The sequence below is a fragment of the Methylobacterium sp. J-068 genome (genome assembly GCF_022829445.1).
In the GTDB taxonomy this organism is placed as follows: domain Bacteria; phylum Pseudomonadota; class Alphaproteobacteria; order Rhizobiales; family Beijerinckiaceae; genus Methylobacterium.
Map to the genome: position 1 here is coordinate 20,153 of NZ_JAKSXY010000083.1, position 23,069 is coordinate 43,221.

Annotated in this window: 20 protein-coding genes and 1 pseudogene; 6 read left to right on the top strand and 15 right to left on the bottom strand. The window is 68.9% G+C overall.

The features are described from left to right. Positions 1-11 precede the first annotated feature (11 nt). The 3 genes from ychF (at position 12) to MKK54_RS12690 (ending at position 3,280) form a co-directional block, all read left to right on the top strand. Positions 12-1,109 (top strand): redox-regulated ATPase YchF, encoded by a 1,098-nt coding sequence (ychF, locus tag MKK54_RS12680; RefSeq protein WP_244011324.1) that lies wholly within the window; start codon positions 12-14, stop codon positions 1,107-1,109. 92 nt (positions 1,110-1,201) lie between these two features. Next, positions 1,202-2,191: a MaoC family dehydratase gene (locus MKK54_RS12685; RefSeq protein WP_244011325.1), complete on the top strand. Its 990-nt coding sequence runs from the start codon at positions 1,202-1,204 to the stop codon at positions 2,189-2,191. A 30-nt stretch (positions 2,192-2,221) separates the two neighbouring features. After that, positions 2,222-3,280: a CBS domain-containing protein gene (locus tag MKK54_RS12690; RefSeq protein ID WP_244011326.1), complete on the top strand. Its 1,059-nt coding sequence runs from the start codon at positions 2,222-2,224 to the stop codon at positions 3,278-3,280. Here the strand turns inward: MKK54_RS12690 and mtnA are convergent. From mtnA to trmD, 4 genes are all read right to left on the bottom strand, one after another. Then, the gene (mtnA, locus tag MKK54_RS12695; RefSeq protein ID WP_244011327.1) at positions 3,267-4,379 is read right to left on the bottom strand and encodes an S-methyl-5-thioribose-1-phosphate isomerase; all 1,113 of its coding nucleotides are present in this window, start codon (positions 4,377-4,379) and stop codon (positions 3,267-3,269) included. The genes MKK54_RS12690 and mtnA overlap by 14 nt on opposite strands. A gap of 61 nt (positions 4,380-4,440) precedes the next feature. After that, a complete protein-coding gene (locus MKK54_RS12700) occupies positions 4,441-4,638 on the bottom strand; it encodes a DUF1902 domain-containing protein (RefSeq protein WP_244011328.1) in 198 nt (65 codons plus the stop codon). Positions 4,639-4,729: 91 nt separating this feature from the next. Continuing rightward, complete coding sequence (locus MKK54_RS12705) at positions 4,730-5,908, bottom strand: phosphoserine transaminase (protein WP_409564174.1); 1,179 nt, start codon at positions 5,906-5,908, stop codon at positions 4,730-4,732. Between the two features lie 122 nt (positions 5,909-6,030). Continuing rightward, the gene (trmD, locus tag MKK54_RS12710) at positions 6,031-6,741 is read right to left on the bottom strand and encodes a tRNA (guanosine(37)-N1)-methyltransferase TrmD (RefSeq protein ID WP_244011330.1); all 711 of its coding nucleotides are present in this window, start codon (positions 6,739-6,741) and stop codon (positions 6,031-6,033) included. Between the two features lie 120 nt (positions 6,742-6,861). On the opposite strand from trmD, the gene MKK54_RS12715 reads away from it, so the two are divergent. Together MKK54_RS12715 and MKK54_RS12720 are read left to right on the top strand one after the other, a co-directional pair. Then, positions 6,862-7,608: a class I SAM-dependent methyltransferase gene (locus MKK54_RS12715; RefSeq protein WP_244011331.1), complete on the top strand. Its 747-nt coding sequence runs from the start codon at positions 6,862-6,864 to the stop codon at positions 7,606-7,608. A 102-nt stretch (positions 7,609-7,710) separates the two neighbouring features. Beyond that, positions 7,711-9,252 carry a sensor domain-containing diguanylate cyclase gene (locus MKK54_RS12720; protein ID WP_244011332.1) on the top strand — a complete coding sequence of 514 codons (1,542 nt, stop codon included), beginning with the start codon at positions 7,711-7,713 and terminating at the stop codon, positions 9,250-9,252. A gap of 40 nt (positions 9,253-9,292) precedes the next feature. On the opposite strand, the gene rimM is transcribed toward MKK54_RS12720, so the two are convergent. From rimM to MKK54_RS12775, 11 genes and pseudogenes are all read right to left on the bottom strand, one after another. Continuing rightward, positions 9,293-9,979: a ribosome maturation factor RimM gene (gene rimM / locus MKK54_RS12725; protein ID WP_244011333.1), complete on the bottom strand. Its 687-nt coding sequence runs from the start codon at positions 9,977-9,979 to the stop codon at positions 9,293-9,295. A gap of 10 nt (positions 9,980-9,989) precedes the next feature. Continuing rightward, positions 9,990-10,352 (bottom strand): 30S ribosomal protein S16, encoded by a 363-nt coding sequence (gene rpsP / locus MKK54_RS12730; RefSeq protein ID WP_056475437.1) that lies wholly within the window; start codon positions 10,350-10,352, stop codon positions 9,990-9,992. Between the two features lie 110 nt (positions 10,353-10,462). Further along, the gene (ffh, locus tag MKK54_RS12735; RefSeq protein WP_244011334.1) at positions 10,463-12,016 is read right to left on the bottom strand and encodes a signal recognition particle protein; all 1,554 of its coding nucleotides are present in this window, start codon (positions 12,014-12,016) and stop codon (positions 10,463-10,465) included. A 38-nt stretch (positions 12,017-12,054) separates the two neighbouring features. Next, entirely contained in the window at positions 12,055-12,279 is a 225-nt protein-coding gene (locus MKK54_RS12740) for a glutathione S-transferase (RefSeq protein ID WP_244011335.1), read from the bottom strand. A gap of 255 nt (positions 12,280-12,534) precedes the next feature. Next, the gene (locus tag MKK54_RS12745) at positions 12,535-13,617 is read right to left on the bottom strand and encodes a class I SAM-dependent methyltransferase (protein ID WP_244011336.1); all 1,083 of its coding nucleotides are present in this window, start codon (positions 13,615-13,617) and stop codon (positions 12,535-12,537) included. After that, positions 13,614-14,507, bottom strand: coding sequence for a prolipoprotein diacylglyceryl transferase (gene lgt / locus MKK54_RS12750; RefSeq protein WP_244011337.1), 894 nt, complete (start codon positions 14,505-14,507; stop codon positions 13,614-13,616). The genes MKK54_RS12745 and lgt overlap by 4 nt, the downstream gene beginning before the upstream one ends. A gap of 105 nt (positions 14,508-14,612) precedes the next feature. After that, positions 14,613-16,763, bottom strand: a complete 2,151-nt coding sequence (locus MKK54_RS12755; protein ID WP_244011338.1) for a methyl-accepting chemotaxis protein — start codon at positions 16,761-16,763, stop codon at positions 14,613-14,615. Between the two features lie 193 nt (positions 16,764-16,956). Continuing rightward, positions 16,957-18,573 (bottom strand): annotated as a pseudogene (gene ilvA, locus MKK54_RS12760) (threonine ammonia-lyase, biosynthetic); the annotation flags it as partial. Between the two features lie 61 nt (positions 18,574-18,634). After that, positions 18,635-18,982, bottom strand: coding sequence for a diacylglycerol kinase (locus MKK54_RS12765; protein WP_244011340.1), 348 nt, complete (start codon positions 18,980-18,982; stop codon positions 18,635-18,637). A 1-nt stretch (position 18,983) separates the two neighbouring features. Next, the gene (locus MKK54_RS12770; protein WP_244011341.1) at positions 18,984-20,042 is read right to left on the bottom strand and encodes an AbrB family transcriptional regulator; all 1,059 of its coding nucleotides are present in this window, start codon (positions 20,040-20,042) and stop codon (positions 18,984-18,986) included. A gap of 71 nt (positions 20,043-20,113) precedes the next feature. Then, positions 20,114-21,055 carry a LysR substrate-binding domain-containing protein gene (locus tag MKK54_RS12775; protein WP_244011342.1) on the bottom strand — a complete coding sequence of 314 codons (942 nt, stop codon included), beginning with the start codon at positions 21,053-21,055 and terminating at the stop codon, positions 20,114-20,116. A gap of 158 nt (positions 21,056-21,213) precedes the next feature. Between MKK54_RS12775 and MKK54_RS12780 the strand changes: the two genes are divergently transcribed. Next, a complete protein-coding gene (locus tag MKK54_RS12780) occupies positions 21,214-22,803 on the top strand; it encodes a catalase (RefSeq protein ID WP_244011343.1) in 1,590 nt (529 codons plus the stop codon). The last annotated feature ends 266 nt before the right edge of the window (positions 22,804-23,069 follow it).

A 23,069-nucleotide genomic window follows, 5' to 3' on the forward strand; every position in this document is an offset into this window, starting at 1 on the left:
ACAGGTGACCCATGGGCTTCAAATGCGGCATCGTCGGCCTGCCGAACGTCGGCAAGTCGACCCTCTTCAACGCCCTGACGCAGACGGCGGCGGCGCAGGCGGCGAACTACCCGTTCTGCACCATCGAGCCGAATGTCGGCGAGGTGGCGGTGCCGGACCCGCGCCTCGATGATCTGGCCAGGATCGCCGCCTCGAAGGAGATCATCCCGACGCGGCTCACCTTCGTGGACATCGCCGGCCTCGTGCGCGGCGCCTCGAAGGGCGAGGGCCTCGGCAATCAGTTCCTCGCCAATATCCGCGAGGTCGATGCCATCGCCCACGTGGTGCGCTGCTTCACCGATGGCGACGTGACCCATGTGGAGGGCAAGGTCGACCCGGCCGCCGACATCGAGACCATCGAGACCGAGTTGATGCTCGCCGACCTCGACAGCCTGGAGAAGCGCGTCATCGCCCTGGAGAAGAAGGCCAAGGGTGCCGACAAGGAGGCCAAGGAGGCCCTCGACCTCGTGAGCCGCGCCCTGCCGCTGCTGCGCGAGGGCAAGCCGGCCCGCCTCGTCCAGCGTAAGCCCGAGGAGGAGCGCCTGTTCCAGAGCCTCGGCCTGATGACGGCCAAGCCCGTGCTCTACGTCTGCAACGTCGACGAGGGCGATGCCGACAAGGGCAACGCCTATTCGGACGCCGTGATGGCGCGGGCCAAGGCGGAGGGCGCCAAGGCCGTGGTGGTCTCGGCCAAGATCGAGAGCGAGATCGCCGTGATGCCGCTCGCCGATCAGGGCGATTTCCTGGAGGCGGTCGGCCTCTCCGAGCCCGGCCTGAATCGCGTGATCCGCGCCGGCTACGAGCTCCTCGGCCTGATCACCTACTTCACGGTCGGCCCGAAGGAGGCTCGCGCCTGGACCATCGAGAAGGGCACCCGGGCGCCCGCCGCCGCCGGCGTGATCCACACGGATTTCGAGAAGGGCTTCATCCGCGCCGAGACCATCGCGTTCACCGATTACACCACGCTGAAGGGGGAGAGCGGCGCCAAGGAAGCGGGCAAGTTCCGGCTCGAAGGCAAGGAGTACGTGGTGCAGGACGGCGACGTGCTGCACTTCCGCTTCGCCAACTGATCCGACGCATCGGATCGGACCGGCCGGTGCCCCGCGCGGGCCCGGCCTCGCGCCGCCGCGTCGGCGGCCGCCACCTGCCATCGAGGACGTTCATGACCGGCATCGCGTTCGAGGATTTCGTCCCGGGTTCCGTGATCGAGGGCGGTCCGCTGACCGTGACCGAGGCCGAGATCGTCGCCTTCGCGGCCGAGTTCGACCCGCAGCCGTTCCACCTCGACGCCGAGGCCGCCAAGGCGACCTTCGTCGGACACCTGATCGGCTCGGGCTGGCAGACCGCCGGGTTCGGGATGCGCCTGCTCCAGGAGCACGTGTTCCGGGGCGCGACCTCGATGGGCTCTCCGGGCATTACCGAATTGCGCTGGCTGCGGCCCGTCCTGCCCGGCGACCGCCTGAGCATCTCCGTCCGGGTCGAGACCTGCCGCGTCTCCAACTCCAAGCCGGACCGCGGCTTCGTCGTGTTCGCCATGACCGTCCTGAACGGCGACGGCAAGGCGGTCATGACTCAGGATTTCAGCGTGATGTTCGCCCGGCGCGGCGCGGCCCCGCTGCCGCCCCGCGCCGTCGTTCCGGCCGACGACGCGCCTCTGGCCGAGGCGACGGACGTCGAGCGGCTTCCCTTCCTCGAAGCCGCGCCGATCGGCACCACGCGCGATCTCGGCCGCCATCGCTTCACGCCGGAGGCGATCACGGCCTTCGCGCGGGCCTACGATCCGCAGGCCTTCCACCTCGACCCGGACGCGGCCCGGCACACCCATTTCGGCGGCCTCTGCGCCTCCGGCTGGCACACCGCCGCCGCCTGGATGAAGCGGCTCCACATCACGCGCGAACGCGACATCGTGCACACGGCCCGGTCCGGCCCGGTGCCGCAGCTCGGGCCCTCGCCGGGGTTTCGCGACATGCGCTGGCGCGCCCCGGTCTATGCCGGCGACACCATCCGCTACACCTGCACCCTGGTCGACAAGCGCGCCACCGCCTCGCGCCCCGGCTGGGGCCTCGCCACCCACGAGAACACCGGCGTGAACCAGCGCGGCGAGACCGTATTCGCCTTCACCGGCACGGTGTTCTGGCAGTGGTCCCCTTGATAAAAGTTCGACTCTCGATAAAGTTGTTTTATGGCATATGCAAAATCAAAAATTGAAGAGCTCAACGAAGTTTTAGCTGACTTGCATTCAGGCAAGACTGCTACTCCAGTTACTATAAGAACTTTCCTATGGTGGTTCAGAGTACAACGAAGAACTCCATCGCATGTGCAGCACATAAACGACGAGCTTCAGCGATTAAATATACGAACAATTCCCGACTACCGTGATATATGGGTTGATACTCCCATAACATTCGAAATAACAAATTTAGTAAATTCGGATGATATAGAAAAACATGTTGTTGCAAATAATGAGGAAATTTTACTTGAAGGATTAACTAACAAATCTGCAGAAGACCCATCCTTCAGAATCGGAAAGATTCCTTCTGCAAATATACCTCCGACTTTCGTTAGTCCAAACTCAAGTTTGGCTGAAGCTATTACAATTATGCTTGCAAGAAATTTCTCGCAGTTGCCTGTAATGACTAGCGAGAGAGAGGTAAAAGGTATAATAAGCTGGTCATCTATCGGCGCAAGAAGCATTGGCACCAATTCCGACTCTACAGTCCGGTCTTTCATGGACGACCACCAAGAAATATCAGTGTCTGCATCATTGTTTTCGGGGATCAAAATTATCCTTGAGCATAATTATGTTCTTATCCGAGCAGCAGACAGGAAAATATGTGGCATAGTGACGTCAAATGATATGGCCTTTCAATTCGAGGAAATCAGTACGCCATTTTTGCTTATATCAGAAATTGAAAATAGCCTAAGAAATATTATAGGTAGTAAAATCACGATTGATGATATTCGAAATACATGCGACGAGAATCATCTACCTTCTGAATTATCAGATGTTTCCGATTTAACATTTGGTAATTATGTGAAAATACTTGAACATACAGATAACTGGGCGAAAATTGGCTTAAATTTGGATCGAAAAACGTTTTGCTCTGAATTAATGGAAATTAACGCAATCAGAAATGATGTTATGCATTTTGATCCTGATCCTCTTAAATTAGAAGACTTAAACAAACTTCGGAATATATCGAAGCTTCTAATTAGATTGAAGGAAATCAGCGCTTACTAAGATTTGATAAAGATCTCCGCTCCGGGTAGAGCGACAGCAGCCCCTCGGCATCGGCCGTAGCGATGCCCCGCTCGGTGATGATGCCGGTGACGAGCCGGGCCGGCGTCACGTCGAAGGCCGGGTTCGCCACCGGGCTTCCCGGCGAGACGACCTCGATCGTGGCAAAGCCCCCATCGGCGAGGCGTCCGGTCAGGTGCGTGACCTCGCGGCCGTCGCGCTCCTCGATCGGGATCTCGCGCACGCCGTCGTCCAGCGTCCAGTCGATCGTCGAGAAGGGCAGGGCGGCGTAGAACGGCACCCGGTTGTCGCTGGCCGCCAGCGCCTTGAGGTAGGTGCCGATCTTGTTGCAGACGTCGCCCGATGCCGTGGTGCGGTCCGAGCCGACGATGCAGACATCGATGGCGCCGTGCTGCATCAGGTGCCCGCCGGCATTGTCGGCGATCACCGTGTGGGGCACCCCGTGCGCGTTGAGCTCGAAGGCTGTCAGGGCCGCGCCCTGGTTGCGGGGTCGCGTCTCGTCCACGAAGACGTGCACCGGGATGCCGGCATCGTGCGCCACGTAGATCGGCGCGAGCGCGGTGCCCCAATCCACCGTGGCGAGCCAGCCGGCGTTGCAGTGGGTCAGCACGTTGATCGTCCGCCCCTTGGCACGGTGCAGATCGCCCAGGATGCGCGCGCCGTGCACGCCGATGGCGTGGCAGCTCTCGACGTCTTCCTCGGCGATGCGGCCGGCCTCCGCGTAGGCGAAGCCGGCGCGCTCAGGCGTCGGCACCGTGCGGAGCTTGGCCGCGACCCGGTCGAGGGCCCAGCGCAGGTTGATCGCGGTGGGGCGCGTGGCGGCGAGGGTGTCGACCGCCCGGTCGAGGCCGGATACGGAGGCGTCGGCCCGCAGCCCGAGGGCGAGGCCGTAGGCCGCCGTGACGCCGATCAGCGGCGCGCCGCGCACCACCATGGTGCGGATCGCCACCGCCGCGTCGTCCAGGGTCGCGAGCGTCTTCAGTTCGAAGGCGAAGGGCAGGCGCGTCTGGTCGATCACCGCCACGGAGGCACCGTCCGCGGCGGGAAAGATGGTGCGGTAGGGCTTGCCGTCGATCTTCATGCCGCGCGTCCGGATGCTCGTGGGCCTTCAGGGCCGGTGCCTCGTCGGACCCGCGTTTACGTCAGAACGCCTCGGAGTGGCTAGCGCGATCGGATCCGTCCACGTCCTCAACGAGATCGCGGATCATGCCGGGCAGCTTGGCGCACAAAGCTCTCAGCGTCGCCGCTTCGGTGACAAGGCCCGGAACGTCGGTCTCCTGCACGAACCAGACGCCCGCCTCCGGGTCCCAGGCGCAGCGGATGACGGCGCTTTGAACCATTCGGATACCTGCTCTCTGTACCGAACTCGATCAAACACGGCGGGCGCCACCTCTCGCGGATGGCCCCCCCCTCAGAATCAGACCGCCGGCATCACGCGGCCCGGGTGAGCTTCGCCTTCTCGGCCGCGAAGGCCCAGTCGAGCCATGGCGTCAGCGCTTCAAGGTCGGAGCGCTCCACCGTGCCGCCGCACCAGATGCGCAGGCCCGCCGGGGCGTCGCGATAGGCGCCGATATCGTAGGCGACGCCTTCACGGTCGAGGGTGTCGGCGATGCCCTTGGCCACGGCGGCGACGACGGAATCGCCCAACGCCAGCACGTCCGGATCGGTGATGACGAGGCAGATTCCGGTGTTGCTGTAGGTGCCGTCATCGGCCGCGAGGTGGCCGATCCAGGGCGTGCGTGCGACCCAGTCGTGGATCACCCGCGCGTTCGCATCGGCCCGGGCGTGCAGGGCGCTCAGGCCGCCGAGGCTCTCGGCCCATTTCAGCGTGTCGAGGTAATCCTCCACCGCGAGCATCGAGGGCGTGTTGATGGTGTCGCCCTTGAAGATGCCCTCGATGAGCTTGCCGTCCTTGGCGAGACGGAAGACCTTCGGCACCGGCCAGGCCGGGACGTTGCTCTCGATCCGGGCCACGGCGCGGGGCGAGAGCACGATCATGCCGTGCGCGGCCTCGCCGCCCATCACCTTCTGCCAGGAGAAGGTCACGACATCGAGCTTGGCCCAGTCGAGCGGCATCGCGAAGGCGGCCGAAGTGGCGTCGCAGATGGTGATGCCCTCGCGGTCGTCCGCGATCCAGTCGCCGTTCGGCACGCGCACGCCGGCGGCGGTGCCGTTCCAGGTGAAGATGACGTCGTTGTGCTGCGTATCGACGGCCGACAGGTCCGGCAGGACGCCGTAGGCGCCCACATGCACGCGCGGCGCGATCTTGAGTTCCTTCAGGGCGTCGGTGACCCATTCCAGGCCGAACGCCTCCCAGGCCACGACCTCGACGGTCTTCGGACCGAGCATCGACCACATCGCCATCTCGACGGCGCCGGTGTCGGAGGCCGGCACGATGCCGATCCGGTAATCGGCCGGCACCTGCAGCACGCTGCGGGTGAGGTCGATGGCCTGTCCGAGCTTGGTCTTGCCGATGGCCGAGCGGTGCGAGCGGCCGAGCGCCGCCCCCTCCAGGGCCTGAAGGCTCCAGCCGGGGCGCTTGGCACAGGGGCCGGACGAGAAATACGGCCTGCGGGGCCGCGTGTCGGGTCGGTTGGTCACGGTCGTCATCCTTGAGACGAAAGGTCCTCGTGGGGGAGGAGGAACTCGACGACGCCAATGAACCCGCCGAAGCGAAGACGCAAGCGCCCGGCCGCCGCACAGGCCTCGATCCGCACCTCCGGCCGTACGAATCAATCCTCGCCGGGGCGCAACAGGTCCGGCCGGCGCGCGCGCGTCAGGCGCAGGGCCTCCGCCCGGCGCCACCGGGCGATGGCGCCGTGGTTGCCGCCGGTGAGCACGTCGGGAATCGCCCGGCCTTCCCAGTCGCGCGGGCGGGTGTAGTGCGGATATTCGAGATGCCCCGTCTCGAAGCTTTCCTCCTCGCCCGAGGCGACCTTGCCCATCACGCCCGGCAGGAGGCGGATGCAGGCGTCAAGGAGGACCAGGGCGGCGATCTCGCCGCCGGACAGGATGTAATCGCCGATCGAGACTTCCTCCAGGCCGCGGCCCGCGATGACCCGCTCGTCGACGCCCTCGAAACGTCCGCAGACCAGCACGACGCCGGGCCCCTCGCTGAGGGCGCGCACGCGATTCTGGGCGAGGGGTTTCCCGCGCGGACTCATCAGCAGGCGGGGACGGGAATCGTCCGGCGGCGCGGCCGCGTCGATGGCGGCCCCGAGGACGTCGCAGCGCAGCACCATGCCGGCGCCCCCGCCGGCCGGCGTGTCGTCCACCGCCCGATGACGGCCGAGGCCGTGCTCGCGGATGTCGCGCGCCTCCAGCGCCCAGGTGCCGCGCATGAGGGCGTCGCCGGAGAGGGAGATCCCGAGCGGACCCGGAAACATCTCCGGATAGAGCGTGAGGACGGTGGCGTTCCAGGTCGGGGCGGTGGAAACGTTCATGCGGTCTGCGGTCATGGGGCTTGATGGCGCGGCGACCCGCGCGCGGTCAACGTGGCGCCCGAACGCCGGACCTCGAATGCCGGACATGGCACCGAAGAACGGCCGAGCGGTTGTTCCGGCATGATCCGTCCCTGGCTCCCGCTCCTCGTCACCCTGACGCTCACGCCCGCGAAGGCCGCCGAGCCGCTGGCGCCGCCCGGCGCGCCCGCGAAGGCCTTTCCGAAACCGGACCGCCCGGTCGCCGAGATCGTCGCGCCGCTCTGGGCTTCGGAGAAGCAGCGCGATTCGGTCGACGAGGTCGGGCAGGTGGCGCGCCTGATGGGAATCGTGCCCGGCCAGAGCGTTGCCGATATCGGCGCGGGCAGCGGCTACTACACGATCCGCCTCGCGGAGCGGGTGGGGCCGGGGGGCCGGATCTACGCGGAGGACGTGACGCCGCGATACCTCGCGGACCTGGAGGCGCGCATGGCGAAGGCGAATCTCGCCAACGTCACCGTGGTCAGGGGCGAGCCGCACGACCCGCGCCTGCCGCCGGCCTCCCTCGATGCCGCTTTGCTGGTCCACATGTATCACGAGATCGCCCAGCCCTTCGGCCTGCTCCACAACCTCGCCGCCGCGATGAAGCCCGGCGGATCGGTCGGCATCGTCGATGCCGACGACGTGCCCGCGCGCCACGGTACGCCGCCGGCGCTGCTGGCCTGCGAACTCGCCGCGGCCGGGTATCGTCAGACCGGGTTCACCACCCTGAGCGGGGGCGTCGGCTATCTCGCGGTTTTCACGGCGCCGTCGCCCGAATCGCGCCCCGAGCCCGGAGCCATCCGGCCGTGCCGGGACGAGGCGACCCGGCGGAGCCCGGTCTCGCGCTGATCGGCGTGACGAATCTCACACGTCGTCTCGATCGTGCAAGTATGGTTTAGGATCTAGTGTGAGATGATGTCTGGGAGATCTTGCAACGGGCCCGGACCACCGATGCGTTTGCCGTTCCGCACCACGCGCTGGTTACGATCTTCGCGCACCTGGAGCATCCTCGGCACCCTGGCGCCGATCGGGATGCTGATCGTCTCCGGTCTGATGCTGCTGGATCTGCGCCAGGATGCCTGGGACAAGGCGCAAGAGACGTCGCGCAACCTGCTGCAGGTGATCGAGCGCGATATCGCCCGCAACATCGAGATCGTCGATCTCTCGCTGCGTGCCGTGGTGGACAATCTCTCCGCGCCGGGGGTGTCGGGCATCAGTCCGGAGCTGCGCCAGCTCGTCCTGTTCGATCGGTCGGTCACCGCCACCGATATCGGCGTGATGCTCGTGCTCGACGAGAACGGCGACAGCATCATCGACGCGAATGCCGTCCCGGCGCGCCACGTCAACAATGCCGATCGCGATTACTTCCGCACGCATCGCGCGCAGCCGGGTCTCGGGCTCGTCATCAGCCGTCCCGTCCTCTCGCGGCTGCTGGGCGTTCCGATCGTCGTCCTGAGCCGGCGCATCGACAAGGCCGACGGACGCTTCGGCGGTGTCGTCCTGATCTCGTTGAAACTGTCCTATTTCAGCCAGTTGTTCGCGAATATCGGGCTGGGCTCGGAGGGTGCGATCAACCTCTACCTGCGCGATGGCACGCGCATCATGCGGCATCCCTATGTCGAGGCCGATATCGGCGCCAACGTCGCGGGTGCTCCGACCTTCCAGCGCTTCGTCAGCGATCGCGGCGGACATTTCGTCGGCACCTCCGTGCGGGACGGCATCGAGCGGCTCTACACCTACACGCAGGTCGGCAACCTGCCGCTGATCCTCAACGTGGCCCTGGCCACCGAGGACATCGAGGCGGAATGGCGCGCGAAGGCCCTGGTCATCGGCCTGATCGTGCTGACTTTGTGCGGGCTGACGATCGGGTTGTCGCTGCTGTTCGGACGCGAACTGCGGCACAGGGCGACCATGCAGGCCGAACTCGCCCGCCTGTCGGTCACCGATGCACTGACGGGCCTCCCGAACCGGCGCCGGTTCGAGGACGAGTTCGCCGGCTGGGCGGCGCGTGCGGCGGGGACGGCGACGCCGAGAGCCCTTCTCGTCGTCGATGCCGACCACTTCAAGAGCGTGAACGATCGCTACGGCCATGCCGTCGGCGACGCGGTGCTGAGGGGGTTGGCGGAGTGCCTGTCCGCGAGCGTGCATCGGCCGGGCGATCTGGTCTGCCGTGTGGGGGGCGAGGAATTCGTGATGCTCCTCGCCGATACGGACGAGACGGGCGCGCAACGCATCGCCGAGAAGGTCCATGCCGAGGTGGCCAAGCTCGGCGTCGCGTCTGCCGGCATCGCCCCGGGTTCGATCACCGTCAGCGTGGGGCTCGCCAGTTGCCCGGGCCAGGCGGGCACGGTGCTCCCCGATCTCTACAGGCTCGCGGATGCCGCCCTGTACGAGGCGAAGGCCGCCGGGCGGAACCGGACACGCTCCGCTCGGCTGCGCGAGATCACGCCGGCCGGCCCGCCCTTCGTGACGAGCGCCCTCGGGACGGCCTGATGCGCGCCGTCTTCCGGGAAGGCCGATCGCGCCCGGACCCTCAGGCCGGTTCGTCGGGCGGACGCGGCCCGGCCGGCGCGAACAGGTCCTCCGGCGGATCGATCACCACCCGTCCCCCGGCGATGTCGAGGGTCGGCACGAAGGTCTTGGTGAAGGGCAGGAGCGCGGTGGCGCCGCCGAGCGCGGGCTTGATCTCGAGGAGGTCGCCGCCGCCGTAATTCGGCACGTCCGCGACGGTGCCGAGCACGGTGCCGTCCGGATCGACCACCGTGAGGCCGACGAGGTCGGCCGTGAAGAATTCGTCCTCGTCCGCGACCGCGCCGAGGCGTTCGCGGGGCAGGTAGAGCGCGAGCCGGTTCAGGCTCTCCGCGCCGGTTCGGTCCGCGACGCCCTTCACGCGCGCGACCAGGAGGTCGGGCGCGGCGCCGCCGGCCTGACGCACCTCGGTGAGTTCGACGCGCCGGCCGTCGCCGCCGATCAGCGGCCCGTAGGTCGCGATGGCCTGCGGATCGCCGGTGTAGGATTTCAGCCGGACCTCGCCGTTGAGGCCGTGAGCGCGTCCGAACTCGCCCATGCGGAGAAGGCTCGGATCGGTTTCCGGCAGGGCGACGTCGCCCTCCGGCTTCGGGCGATGGGCCGAGGTGGCCGCATCGTTGCCGATGCGGCCGGGCCGCGCACGGCGGCCGCCGTCACCGTGGGGGGTGTTGCCACCGGGACGGCGCGCCATGCCGGGGACCTCAGGCCGCGGCGTCTTCGGCCGGGGCAGCGGCCTTCTCGGCGCGCTTGGCGGCGCGCTCCTTGGCCTTCTCGCCCGGCTCGGCCTTCTGCGGGTTGTTACGGGCCGGACGCTTGGCGAGGCCGGCGGCGTCGAGGAAGCGCAGGACGCGGTCGGTGGGCTGAGCGCCCTTGGCGAGCCAGGACTGGATCTTGTCGGCCTCGAGCACGATGCGGGCCGGATCGTCCTTGGCCTTCATCGGGTCGTACACGCCGACCTTGTCGATGAAGCGGCCGTCGCGGGGGGCGCGGGCATCGGCGACGACGATGCGGTAATACGGGCGCTTCTTGGCGCCGCCACGGGTGAGACGGATCTTGAGGGACATGCTTGACTCCTGAAAGTGATGTGCTGGTCGTCGTGAGCGAAGAGCGCGTAGTGAGTAGCGAACAAGGCCGATCGGACACCCATTCGCTATTCGCTACGCCCTATCCGCCCCTACTTCTTCTTGCCCGGCAGGAAACCGCCGAGGCCCGGAAGGCCCTTCGGTCCGCCGAGGCCGGGCAGGCCCGGCATCTTGCCCCCGAGGCCCGGGGGCATCGGGGGGAGCTTGCCGCCGAACTGCTTCTGCATGTCGGCGATCATCTCCGGCGTCGGCTCCGGCATGCCGGGGGGCAGGCCGGGCATGCCGCCCATGCCTCCGCCGCCGCCCATGCCGAACATCGAGCCCAGCGCCTGGCCGATGCCGCGCTTGCCCGAACCCATGGCCTTCATCATGTCGGCCATGGTCCGGTGCATCTTGAGGAGCTTGTTCAGCTCCTCCACCTTCGTCCCCGAGCCCGCCGCGATGCGCTTTTTGCGGGAATTCTTGAGGAGGTCGGGATTCTTCCGCTCCTGCGCGGTCATCGACGAGATGATGGCGCGCTGGCGCTTGAACATCTTCTCGTCGAGGTTGGCGTTCTCGACCTGCTTCTTGATCTGGCCCATGCCCGGAAGCATGCCCATCAGGCCGCCGATGCCGCCCATCTTCTCCATCTGGGCGAGCTGCATCGACAGGTCGTCGAGGTCGAACTTGCCCTTGCGCATCTTCTCCGCGGTGCGGAGCGCCTGCTCGTGGTCGATCGTCTCGGCCGCTTTCTCGACGAGGGAGACGATGTCGCCCATGCCGAGGATGCGGTTGGCGACGCGGGAGGGGTGGAACTCCTCCAGGGCGTCGACCTTCTCGCCGGTGCCGACGAGCTTGATCGGCTTGCCGGTGACGGCGCGCATGGAGAGGGCGGCACCACCGCGCGAATCGCCGTCCATCCGGGTCAGCACGATGCCGGTGACGCCGAGACGCTCGTCGAAGGCGCGGGCGGTGTTCACCGCGTCCTGGCCGGTGAGCGCGTCGGCGACGAGGAGCACCTCGTGCGGGTTGGTAGCGGCCTTGACCTCGGCCGCCTCCGCCATCAGCGCCTCGTCCAGCGTGATGCGGCCGGCGGTGTCGAGCATGACCACGTCGAAGCCGCCGAGCCGCGCCGCATCCATGGCGCGCCGGGCGATCTGCACCGCGGACTGGCCGGCCACGATCGGCAGGCTTTCGACCTCCACCTGCTTGGCCAGGATGGCCAGCTGCTCCATCGCCGCCGGGCGGCGGGTGTCGAGGGAGGCCAGCAGCACCCGGCGCTTGTCGCGGGCGACGAGCCGGCGCGCGATCTTGGCGGTGGTGGTGGTCTTGCCCGAGCCCTGGAGGCCGACCATCAGGATGGCGACGGGGGCGGGGGCGTTGAGGTCGATGATGCCGGCTTCCGAGCCCAGCATGGCCACGAGTTCGTCGTTGACGATCTTCACGACCATCTGGCCGGGGGTGACCGACTTCAGGACGACGGCGCCGACCGCCTTCTCGCGCACCTTCTCGGTGAAGCCGCGCACCACTTCGAGGGCGACGTCGGCTTCGAGCAGCGCGCGCCGGACCTCACGCAGGGCGGCGGTGACGTCGGCCTCGGTGAGGGCGCCGCGCCGGGTCAGGCCGGAGAGGATACCGGAGAGGCGATCGGACAGGCCTTCGAACATGCGTCAGGCTCCCTGAACCGACATCGACGCGGATCGGATCACTGGTTGATGCCCGCGCTCTCGGCCCGGCGCGCCTGGAGCGCGTCCTCGAAGCCGCGAATCGCCTTGGCGAACTTGTCCCGGCACTCGGGGTTGCAGAACCCCACCACCGCGCCGTTGTAGAGGGTGAGCGAGTCGGCCGCGATCGGCTTGCCCGACCAGGGGCAGGTGTCGTTCACCGCATCCTCGATGCGCAGGGTCGTGTTCGCGGGAGCGTTGGGCATCGGGACTCGGCGACGACGGTTGAACCGGAGCGACGCCCTGTCCCCAACGCGAAACCCGCCCGAGGGCGCATCGCGCTGTCGGGCGTTGACCTCCGGCCTCGAAGGACCGGTCGGCGTTCGTGATGACGATCAAACCGTCGTATGAATGGGAAGGCGGTTAGTCCGATGACGCGGGCAAGTCAAGTTTTGGGATCGCCCGCCATGTCGAGGTGTCGTCCTGCTCGCAGGCACGCCGTCCCGCGCGCGGGCGCGAGCCTAGGGCCGGGACGCCGGCAGGGCCGGCAGGGCGTGCAAGGCCGGGTCGGCGAAAGCCATCGCCTTGAACAGGCTGCCCATGCCGCGCCGCGACGTGTCGGTGAGCCGGGTCGCCGCCGCCGTGATCGCGTCCCGCTGCGCGGGGGTCGCGTCCCGTCCCAGCCGCTCGGCGCGCTCGCGCAGGCCCAGGGCGAGGAGGAAGTCGCGCTGATCGACCGGGCCGTGAAGCCTCGCCCCTTCGGCCGTGGCGGCACGGCCCAGGGCGGAGAAATCCACGTGGGTGGTGAGGTCGGCCGCCCCCGGCTCGGCCAGCGGGGGGACGAAGCGGTGCTCGCGCACGGCCTGGAGCGAATCGCCGAAGCCCGGCCGGGCGTGACCGTAATCGATCGCCAGCACCGCGCCGCCGCCCGCCACGACCCGGCGGGCGAGGGCGCGTGCGAGATCGAGCGCCGCGCCCGGCAGGGTCATCAGCACGCCGTTCGGACCCGTCGCCGTGATCCGCGTGTCGGGCTCGGCCGCGAGGCCGAAGGCCAGCGCCGATCCGTCCGGCCCGAGGCCGACGAGACGCTCGAACCAGCCGCGCTCGGCGCGCTGGAACTGTCGGACGGGCAGGGCGTCGAAGAACTCGTTGGCGACCGCGATCATCGGGGCCTGCGGCAGCGTCTCGATGCGCTCGTGCCAGGTCGGCGCGGCGGCGGACAGGCGCGCGGCCTGCTCGGCCCGCAAGGTCGGGCTCGTCTCGACGAGGTGGAGCGCGGGGCGCAGGTCCGGTGCCGCGCGGGCGAGCGCGCGCAGCGCGTCCTGCATCAGGGTGCCGCGCCCTGGCCCGAGTTCCACGATCGCCAGATCGGCGGGCGCGCCCATGGCGGCCCAGGTCGCGGCGATCCAGATCCCGATCAGCTCGCCGAACATCTGGCTGATCTCGGGGGCGGTGACGAAGTCGCCGCGCGCGCCCAGCGGATCGCGGGTGCGGTAATAACCGTGGACCGGATGGCCGAGGCAGAGCCCCATGTAGCGGTCGAGCCCGATCGGACCCGAGGCCAGGATCTCGTCGCGAATCTCGGCGAAGAGCGGCGTCGTCACGCGGCGTCCGCTTCAGCGGGGGGCGCCTCGGCCTCGATCGCCACGCGCGGCCGCGTCGTGCCGCGCAGGGCGAGCACGATGGCGGTGATCCCCACGAGCGCCATCGGCACGCAGAGCACCATGCCCATGGTGATCCCGCCGGTCGCCCAATCCTCGGTGCCGAACAGGTAGCCGAGCTGGCGGTCGGGCTCGCGGAAGAACTCGCAGAACGTTCGTGCGACGGCATAACCGAGGACGAAGATGCCCCCCATGAGGCCGGGCTTGCGGAAGCCGCGGGCCCGAACCGCCAGCGCCATCACGACGAAGAGCAGCGCGCCCTCCGTCGCCGCCTCGTAGAGTTGGCTCGGATGGCGGGGCAGGGGGCCGCCCGTGGGAAACACGATGGCGTAGGGAAAGTCGGGGGCGATGCGGCCCCAGAGTTCGCCGTTCACGAAATTGGCGATGCGCCCGAAGAACAGCCCGATCGGCACCACCACGGCGGCGAGGTCGAGGAGGGTGAGGGCCTGGAGCTTGCGGGCCCGCGCGAACAGCACCATCGCCAGGACGGCGCCGAGGAAGCCGCCGTGGAAGGACATGCCGCCGTTGCGGATGGCCAGGATCTCGATCGGGTCGGCGAGATAGAGCGGCAGGTTGTAGAACAGCACGTAGCCGATGCGGCCGCCGAGCACGACGCCGAGCGCCACCCAGACGATGAGATCGTCGATGTCGTTCAGGCTCGGGCGGCGCACCACGCCCCAGTACCGGTCCGCCGCCACCAGCCGGCGGGCGTAGTACCAGCCGCCGAGCAGGCCGACGATGTAGGCGAGCGCGTACCACTTGATGGTGATCGGCCCGATCGCGACCGCCACCGGATCGATGGCGGGAAAGGGCAGGGCGAGGAGCGGCGGCATCGGCGGTGCGTCCCGGTTGAGGCGGCGCATTGGAGCCAAGACCACCGGAGGGTCAAGGCCGGCGGACGCCGCCGGCCCATGCCGTCGCCTCCGGGCCGGGTCCGCTCAGGCGGCCCGGACGGTGGCGAGGAAGCTGCCGACTTCCGCCCGCAGGTGCTCCGACTGGCGTGAAAGATCCGAGGAGGCCCGCTGCACCCGGGCCGCCGTGGCGCCGGCCTCGTCCGCCGAACGGGCCACGGCCTCGATGTCGTGGCTCATGGCGCCGGTGCCCGACGAGGCCTGGCCCATGTTGCGCACGATCTCCTGAGTCGTCACGCCCTGCTCCTCGACGGCGGCCGCGATGCTGCTGGTCACGACGCTCATGCCCTCGATCCGCGTCACGATACTGCGAATCGCCCCCGTGGCACCGGAGGTCGCCGTCCGGATGGCGTCGACCTGCTCGGCGATCTCCGTGGTGGCCCGGCCGGTCTGCTCGGCCAGGCTCTTCACCTCGGCGGCCACGACCGCGAAACCGCGTCCCGCCTCGCCGGCGCGCGCCGCCTCGATGGTCGCGTTCAGCGCCAGCAGGTTGGTCTGGCTGGCGATCTGCGAGACGAGGCCGACCACGTCGCCGATGCGGGTGGCGGCCTCGGAGAGCGCCTGCATGGTCGCGGCGGTGCGGCCCGCCTCCGCCACGGCATCGCTCGACATGGTCGAGGCCTGTTCCACCTGCCGGCCGATCTCGCCCACCGTGGCGCCCAGTTCCTCGGCCGCCACCGCCACGGCATTGACGTTGCTGGCGGTCTCAAGGGCCGTCGCGGCGGCGGAACTCGAGCGGCGCGCGGTGCCGGCGACCGCCTCGGTCATGCCGGTCGCGGCGCCCTGGAGGTCGGACGAGGCCTGGGTCACGGTGGCGACGATGCCGCCGACGGAGCGCTCGAAGCGGTCGGCGAGATCGCGCAGCAGGGCGCGCCGCTCGGTCTCCTGGCGCAGGCGCGCCGCCTCGGTGCTCTGGAGTTGCTGCGCCGCCTCCTCGAGCGAGATGTCGCGGATGGTGACGACGGCGCGGGCGATGTCGCCGATCTCGTCGACCCGGCGGCTGCCCGGCACTTCGGCCAGCGTCTCGCGGCGGGCGAGGGCTTGCAGCGCCCGCGTCAGGGCGCCGAGCGGGCCGACGATCGTCCGGGCGAAGAGCAGGCCCAGGATCGCCGTGGCCGCCAGGACGGCCAATGCGGATACGGCGAGGGCCCGGGTCAGCGTACCGACCGCCGCCAGCGTCTCGTCTTCCGCCTGCTCCGCCAGGATGGTCCAGGGGGCGCCGAGCACGAAGACCTTGTCGGTGGCGGCCATGTTCCGCCCCTGCCCGTGCGCGTAGGTGAAGGGACGGTCGCTCGCCAGGAAGGTCCGGTCGAGGCCGAGGTCCGTGGCGGGCTTGCCGGCGGTGACGGCGCGGGACAGCGGCGGATTGCTGCGCAGGAGGCCATCGGCGCCGACGGCCATGACCTGGCCGGTCTCGCCGAGCCCGCCGCGATCGGACAGGGTCCGGTCGAACAGGTCGGGCGTCAGGCGCATCACCACGAAGCCGATCCGGGCCGCGTCCTGGGCCGTTCCCATTGCGACGTTGGCCCGGCGGGCGATGGCACGGCCGATGAAGGCGGCCGGGGCGGCCGCGGCCGGGTAGGCGGCGTAATCCTCGTAGAGCGTGGCGTCGGAATTCGCCGCCTTCAGCCGTTCGACCAGACGGGCGAGGCCCGTGCGGCCGAGATCCGGCTCCGCGAGGGCATAGCCGAAATCGGCTCCCTTGGTGGTGGTGTAGACGATCCGGCCGTCCTCGGACACGAAGACGAGGTCGGCGTAGCCCGGGCGGTCGAGAAGCTTGCGGGCCACCTCCTGAACCTTGGCGTGGCGGCGTCCGTACATCGTCCCGGGGGCCTCGGCCCCCAGGCGCGCCTCGAGGGTGGCGCCGGCCGTATAGGTGCCGACGAGCTGCGCGAAATCCGCCCTGGCAGGGTCGAGGGCTTCGACGAGGTCGCCGAAATTGCCGCTGATCTGTGGATTGCCCGCCAGGGTCGCGAGATCGCCGGCCACCCGCTCCGCGACGAGTTCAATCCCGGTCTTTCGAGCGGAGGCGGCGAATTGCAGGCGCTCCTGCGCGGATTCGGTGAGGGCGGTCCGCGCGCTATACCAGCTCAAGCCGCCCATCACGGTCGCGCTGACGAGGGCGAGCCCCACCGTGATCGCCGGTAGGCGAAGGTTGAGACTTGTAAGGCGCGCCATTGCAGTCGACCGATCCGTTCGTGGGATCTCAGTCTCACACATACGTGCTAAAAATTTTTGAACCTTCCGGGCGGATGCAACTTACTCGCGCGGCCCCGTGCCGACGCGCGGGGGCGCTGCGGCCCGGGCTCCATCGCCTCATTCTGACCGGCATGGCGAACGGCGCGAACGGGGGACGTGGCCCGTCCGATCGTCAGGCGGCGGACCGATCCGACGCGCGGCCATCGTCGAGGAACATCCGGTAGGCCGGATTGTCGGTCTCGTCGAAGCACGGATAGTGCAGCGCCTCGATCGCCGCGTCGAAGCGGGCGCGCTCGGCCGGCGGGACGTCGATGCCCGCGAGCACGCGGCCGTAATCCGCCCCGTGGTTGCGGTAATGGAACAGAGTGATGTCGAACCCCTCGCCCAGCGCGTCGAGGAACTTCATCAGCGCGCCGGGACGCTCCGGGAACTGGAAGCGGTAGAGCCGCTCGTTGGCGAGCCCCGTGGCGCGGCCGCCCACCATGTAGCGGATATGCACCTTGGCCATCTCGTTGTCGCTCATGTCGACGGCCCGGTAGCCGGCGGCGTTGAGCGATTCGATGAGCGCGTGCTTCTCTCGCAGGCCGCCCGCGAGGTTGATGCCGACGAAGATCTGCGCGTCGGCGGATTCGGCGTGGCGGTAGTTGAACTCGGTGATCGCGCGGGGGCCCAGCGTCTGGATGAAGGACCGGTAGGCGCCCGGACGCTCGGGGATGGTGACGCCGAGCAGGACCTCGCGCTGCTCGCCGATCTCGGAGCGCTCGGCGATGTGGCGCAGGCGGTCGAAATTGAGATTGGCGCCGCTCGAGATCGCCACCAGCGTGCCGCTGCCCGCGCCCTCGCGGGCCGCGTAGGCCTTGGCCCCGGCCAGCGCGAGCGCGCCCGAGGGCTCGGAGATCGCCCGCGTGTCGTCGAAGATGTCCTTGACCGCCGCGCACATCGCGTCGGTGTCGACGGTGATGACCTCGTCGAGGAACTCGCGGCAGAGCCGGAAGGTCTCGGCGCCGGCCTCGCGCACGGCGACGCCGTCGGCGAAGAGCCCGACGCTGGGCAGCACCACCCGCTTCCCCGCCGCCAGCGCCGCCGCCATGCAGGCGGCATCGTCCGGCTCCACGCCGATCACCTTGGTCTCGGGCCGCAGGTACTTCACGAACGTGGCGATCCCGGCCGCGAGTCCGCCGCCGCCGATGGGCACGAAGATGGCCTCGATCGGCCCGGAATGCTGGGTCAGGATCTCCATCCCGATCGTGCCCTGGCCGGCGATCACGTCCGGATCGTCGAAGGGATGGAGGAAGGTCAGCCCCTCCGCGGCCTCCAGTTCGCGGGCACGGCCCAGGGCCTCGTCGAAGGTATCGCCGAACAGCACCACCTCGGCGCCCCGCGCCCGGCAGGCATCGACCTTGATCGCCGGGGTGGTGCGCGGCATCACGATCACGGCGCGTACGTTCAGCCGGGCGGCGGCCAGCGCCACGCCCTGCGCATGGTTGCCGGCCGAGGCGCAGACGACGCCCTGGGCCAGCAGCACGGGATCGAGACCCGACATTTTGTTGTAGGCACCCCGCAGCTTGAACGAGAACACCGGCTGCAGGTCCTCGCGCTTCAGCAGCACCGGACGGCCGAGGCGCGCCGACATGCGCGGCATCGGATCGAGCGGGCTCTCGATGGCCACATCGTAGACGCGGGCGGTGAGGATCTTGCGGATGTAATCGGTCAAGGAGACACGGGCTCCGGTGATGCGGTTGTGCGGTTGGCTGTCGCCCGCACATAGGCGCTCGGCGCGCGAGAAGCGAGCGCGGGCGGATCGGCCGCCTCGTGCTTACGCGCGACGAGCGCCGTCTCGGGATATCCGTTCAGACCAGCCGCTCGATCAGCGCCGCGATCCAGACCAGGGCCGCGATGCCCTGCGCCGAGAACGTGCCGGCCGAGGCCAAGTCCTTGACGATGCCGATCCGCGGGTGGTGGTCCGGATGGAGATGGTCGCACAGCTTCTCGATCGCGGTGTTCAGGAACTCGGCGCACAGCATCAGGAGCAGGCTCGCCAGCAGCGCCACCCGCACCCAGAGGGTGGCGCCCAGCAGCAGCGCCAGCGGCGCGCCGAGGAGGAGGAGCACGAGTTCGAGCCGGATCGCGCGCTCGGTGCGGGCCCCGTGCGCGAGGCCGCGCCAGGAATTCAGGAAGGCGAGGTAGAGGGCGTGCATCTCAGGGGCCGGCCGGCGCGCCGCGCGCGATCCATTTCGCCAGGACGGGGCCGGTCACCAGCACCACGAAGAGCCGCAGCGTCTGCACGGCGAGGACGAAGGAGACGTCGACCTTCGAGCCGACCGCGATGATCGCCACCGAATCGAGGCCGCCGGGGCTGGTGGCGAGGTAGGCGGTGAGGAAGTCGATGGGGAGCAGGAAGGTCAGCCCGTAGGCCCAGCCGCCGCAGAGCGCGATGACGCCGAGCGTGGCCACGAGGATGCCGGGCAGCGCGCTGAAGGTCTCGCGCAGGGTCTCGCGCCGGAAGCGCAGGCCGACATACCAGCCGATGGTGGCGTAGGCGAGGTCGAGGATCGGCATCGGCAGCGCCATCGAGACGAGGCCGGAGGCGTGGAGCGCCGCGCCGAGCAGCATCGGACCGGTCAGCGCGAAGGCGGGCAGGCGCAGCAGTTTCGCCAGCGATGCGCCGCTGGCGGCCACCGCGAGGGTCGCCAGCACGGCGAGGGGCGCGCCCGTCACGGCGGTGGGCGCCGAGGGGGCCGGGCCGGGACCGGAGACGTCCGTCAGCAGGCGGGCCATCACCGAGGCCGAGAGCACCACCGCGACGACCCGCACGTATTGCATGAAGGCGACGAGGCGCGGATCGGCACCGTATTCCTCCGACATCGCCACCATGGCGGCGGCCCCGCCGGGGGACGAGCCCCAGGCGGCGGTGGTGCCGGGCAGGATGCGCAGCCGGGTCAGGATCCAGCCGACCGCGCCGCCCACCATGACGGTGACGAGGACGACGGCCAGGATCAGGACGCCGTCATCCACCACCGTGGCGACGATCTCGCCCGTGACCGTGTGGGCGACGAGGCAGCCGATCATCGCCTGCGCCGCCTGGAAGCCGAGCTTCGGCACCGACAGGTTCGCCCCGCCGACGCCGAAGGCGATCGCCGCCACCATCGGTCCCAGCAGGAGGGCAGCCGGAAAATGCCCCCGGTGGAGGCCGTAGGCGAGGAGTCCGGAGGCCGCGAGGAGCGCCGCCCAACGGCCGAGGAATCGCAGGTCGAGCACGGGAATGCCGAAGGATTGGGTCCGGGCAGGAACGCCCGCCGGCCGGGCGCTACACCGGATCTGCCACGCTGTCACGGCGCGCGCGGCATGCCGTCGTCGCGGCAGGCCGTGGTGCTGGCGGGCGCATGCGCGCGGAAGAAGGCGGCCAGATGCGCGAGGCCGTCGGCGCGCGGGTCGCTGGTGCGCCAGGCCAGCGCGACGGTGCGGCCCGGCCCGTCGACGTCGAAGCTGCGCGTCACCGTCAGGCCGCTCGGGTCGGGGCCGGAGGGAACCGCCAGCGCCGGCAGCAGGGTGTAGCCGGCGCCCGCCGCCACCATCGAGCGCAGGGTCTCCAGGCTGGTGGCGTGGCGCCCGGCCGCCGAGCCGGCGCCGCAGGCCGCCACCGTCTGGTCGCGCAGGCAATTGCCCTCGTCGAGGAGGAGCAGGTCCGGCCCGGCGATGTCGGTGGCGCGCAGCGCGCCGCCACGCGCCAGGGGGTGCTCGGCCGGGCAGGCGAGCTGGAACGGCTCGACGAAGAGGGGCGAGACCGTAAGCCCCGAGGCCGGCACCGGCAGGGAGACGAGGGCGGCATCGATGCGGCCGTTGCGCAGGCCCTCCAGGATCTCCGCCGTCCGCGCCTCGCTGAGTGCCAGGGCGAGGAGCGGAAATTCCTGCCGCAGCGTGCGCAGGATTAGCGGGAACAGGTAGGGCCCCAGCGTCTGGATCGCGGCCAGCACGAGGCGCCCGGTGAGCGGCGCGCCGCGCCCTTCGCTCGCCAGGACCAGGAGGCGCTGCGCCTCGGCCATCACGATGCGGGCCTGCCGCACGATGGTCTGCCCGGCCGGCGTCAGCATCACCCGGCGGTTGCCGCGCTCGAACAGCGTGATGCCGAGCAACTCTTCGAGCTTGCGGACCTGCACGCTCAGGGTCGGCTGGCTCACGTTGCAGCGCTCGGCGGCCCGCCCGAAATGCATCTCCTCGGCGACCGCGACCACGTATTCGAGGTCACGCAGGGACAGGCCCGACATGTTCATAGGCTGTGCCTATCATTCCGTTCGCCACGATGCATTAGCCAAATGGCCGGGCGCGGTTCATAAGGGCGTCTCAGAACCATTCCAAGGTCTGGACCACTTCCGAAGCCTGGATGCGGCCAAAGCCGCGTCGGGCTTCATTACGAGCGAGAGAGCACCGCATGAGCGATCAGCGCCCGATTCTGACGACCCGCCAGGGCCACCCGGTTCGCGACAACCAGAGCACCCGCACGGTCGGCGAGCGCGGCCCCGCGACCCTCGAGAACTACCAGTTCATCGAGAAGATCACCCATTTCGACCGCGAGCGAATCCCCGAGCGCGTGGTCCATGCCCGCGGCGCCGGCGCCCACGGCTACTTCGAGGCCTACGGCAAGATCGGCAACGAGCCGGCCTCCAAGTACACCCGTGCCCGCGTCCTCAACGAAACCGGCGTGAAGACGCCGATGTTCGTGCGCTTCTCCACCGTGGCGGGCGCCAAGGAGTCGCCTGAGACCGAGCGCGACCCGCGCGGCTTCGCGGTGAAGTTCAAGACCGTGGACGGCAACTGGGATCTGGTTGGCAACAACCTCAAGGTCTTCTTCATCCGCGACGCGATCAAGTTCCCCGACATGATCCATGCGTTCAAGCCGGACCCGGTGACGAACCGCCAGGAGGCGTGGCGCTTCTTCGACTTCGTGGCCCAGCACCCCGAAGCGATCCACATGGTGACGCATCTGAAGTCCCCGTGGGGCATCCCGGCCAACTATCGCGAGATGGAAGGCTCGGGCGTCAACACCTACAAGCTCGTCAACGACCAGGGCGAGGCCGTGCTCTGCAAGTTCCACTGGGAGCCCAAGCAGGGCATCCGCAACCTGACCTCCGCGCAGGCCGCCGAGATCCAGGGCAGGGATGTCGGCCACGCCACGCGCGACCTCTATGACAACATCTCCAAGGGCAACTTCCCCGAGTGGGAGTTCTGCGTGCAGATCATGCCGGACGGCCCGAACGATCACCTGTCGTTCGATCCCCTCGACGACACCAAGCTGTGGCCGGTGGAGGACTTCCCGCTCCTGCCCGTGGGCCGCATGGTGCTCGACCGCGTGCCGGACAACTTCTTCGCGGAAGTCGAGCAGTCGGCCTTCGGCACGGGCGTGCTCGTGGACGGCATCGACTTCTCGGACGACAAGATGCTCCAGGGCCGGACGCTGTCCTACTCGGACACGCAGCGCTACCGCGTCGGCGCCAATTACCTGCAGCTGCCGATCAACGCGCCGCAGCCCGGCGTGAAGGTCTATTCGAACCAGCGCGACGGCCAGATGACCTACGGCGTCGACGGCACGGGGCCGAACCGGCACATCAACTACGAGCCCTCGACCCTGGCCGAGGGCCTGCGCGAGGCGCCCAAGCCCGCCAAGGACTACCACCAGCCCGTGAGCGGCAATCTCGGCCGCTACCAGACCTCGCGCACCGAGGACGACTACACCCAGGCCGGCGTGCGCTACCGCTCGTTCCAGGATTGGGAGCGCGACGACCTGATCGCCAACCTCGTCGGCGACATGAAGCAGTGCCCGGAAGCCATCCAGCTGCGCATGGTCTGGCACTTCCTGCACGCGGACGAGGATTACGGCCGCCGCGTCGCCGAGGGTGCGGGCATCGACCTGGAGAAGGCGCGCGCCCTGCCGCCGCTCCCGGGCCGGGCGGCTCCGGGCAAGCGCCTCGTGGCCGAGACCTACACCGACGGCAGTCAGGCGCACAGCATCGCCGCCGAGTAAGGCTCCGCCGGCTCCCTGAGCTTTGAAACCGAGCCCCGCAGGATCGATGATCCTGCGGGGCTTTTTTTTCGTTCGGTATCTTTTCCAGATGGATCGCTCGGGACATGGTCCGGGTCCGCTCGCTCGGACAGCAGAGCGTATGCCTATGCCGCGGCGCTGCTCGAAAGAGCGATGTCGGCACCCCGTCATCCTGATTCCGCATGGCGGAACCCAGGATCCAGAAACGCAGGGGGTGCGGAATTTTACGCTGTTGGCGATTCTGGTTT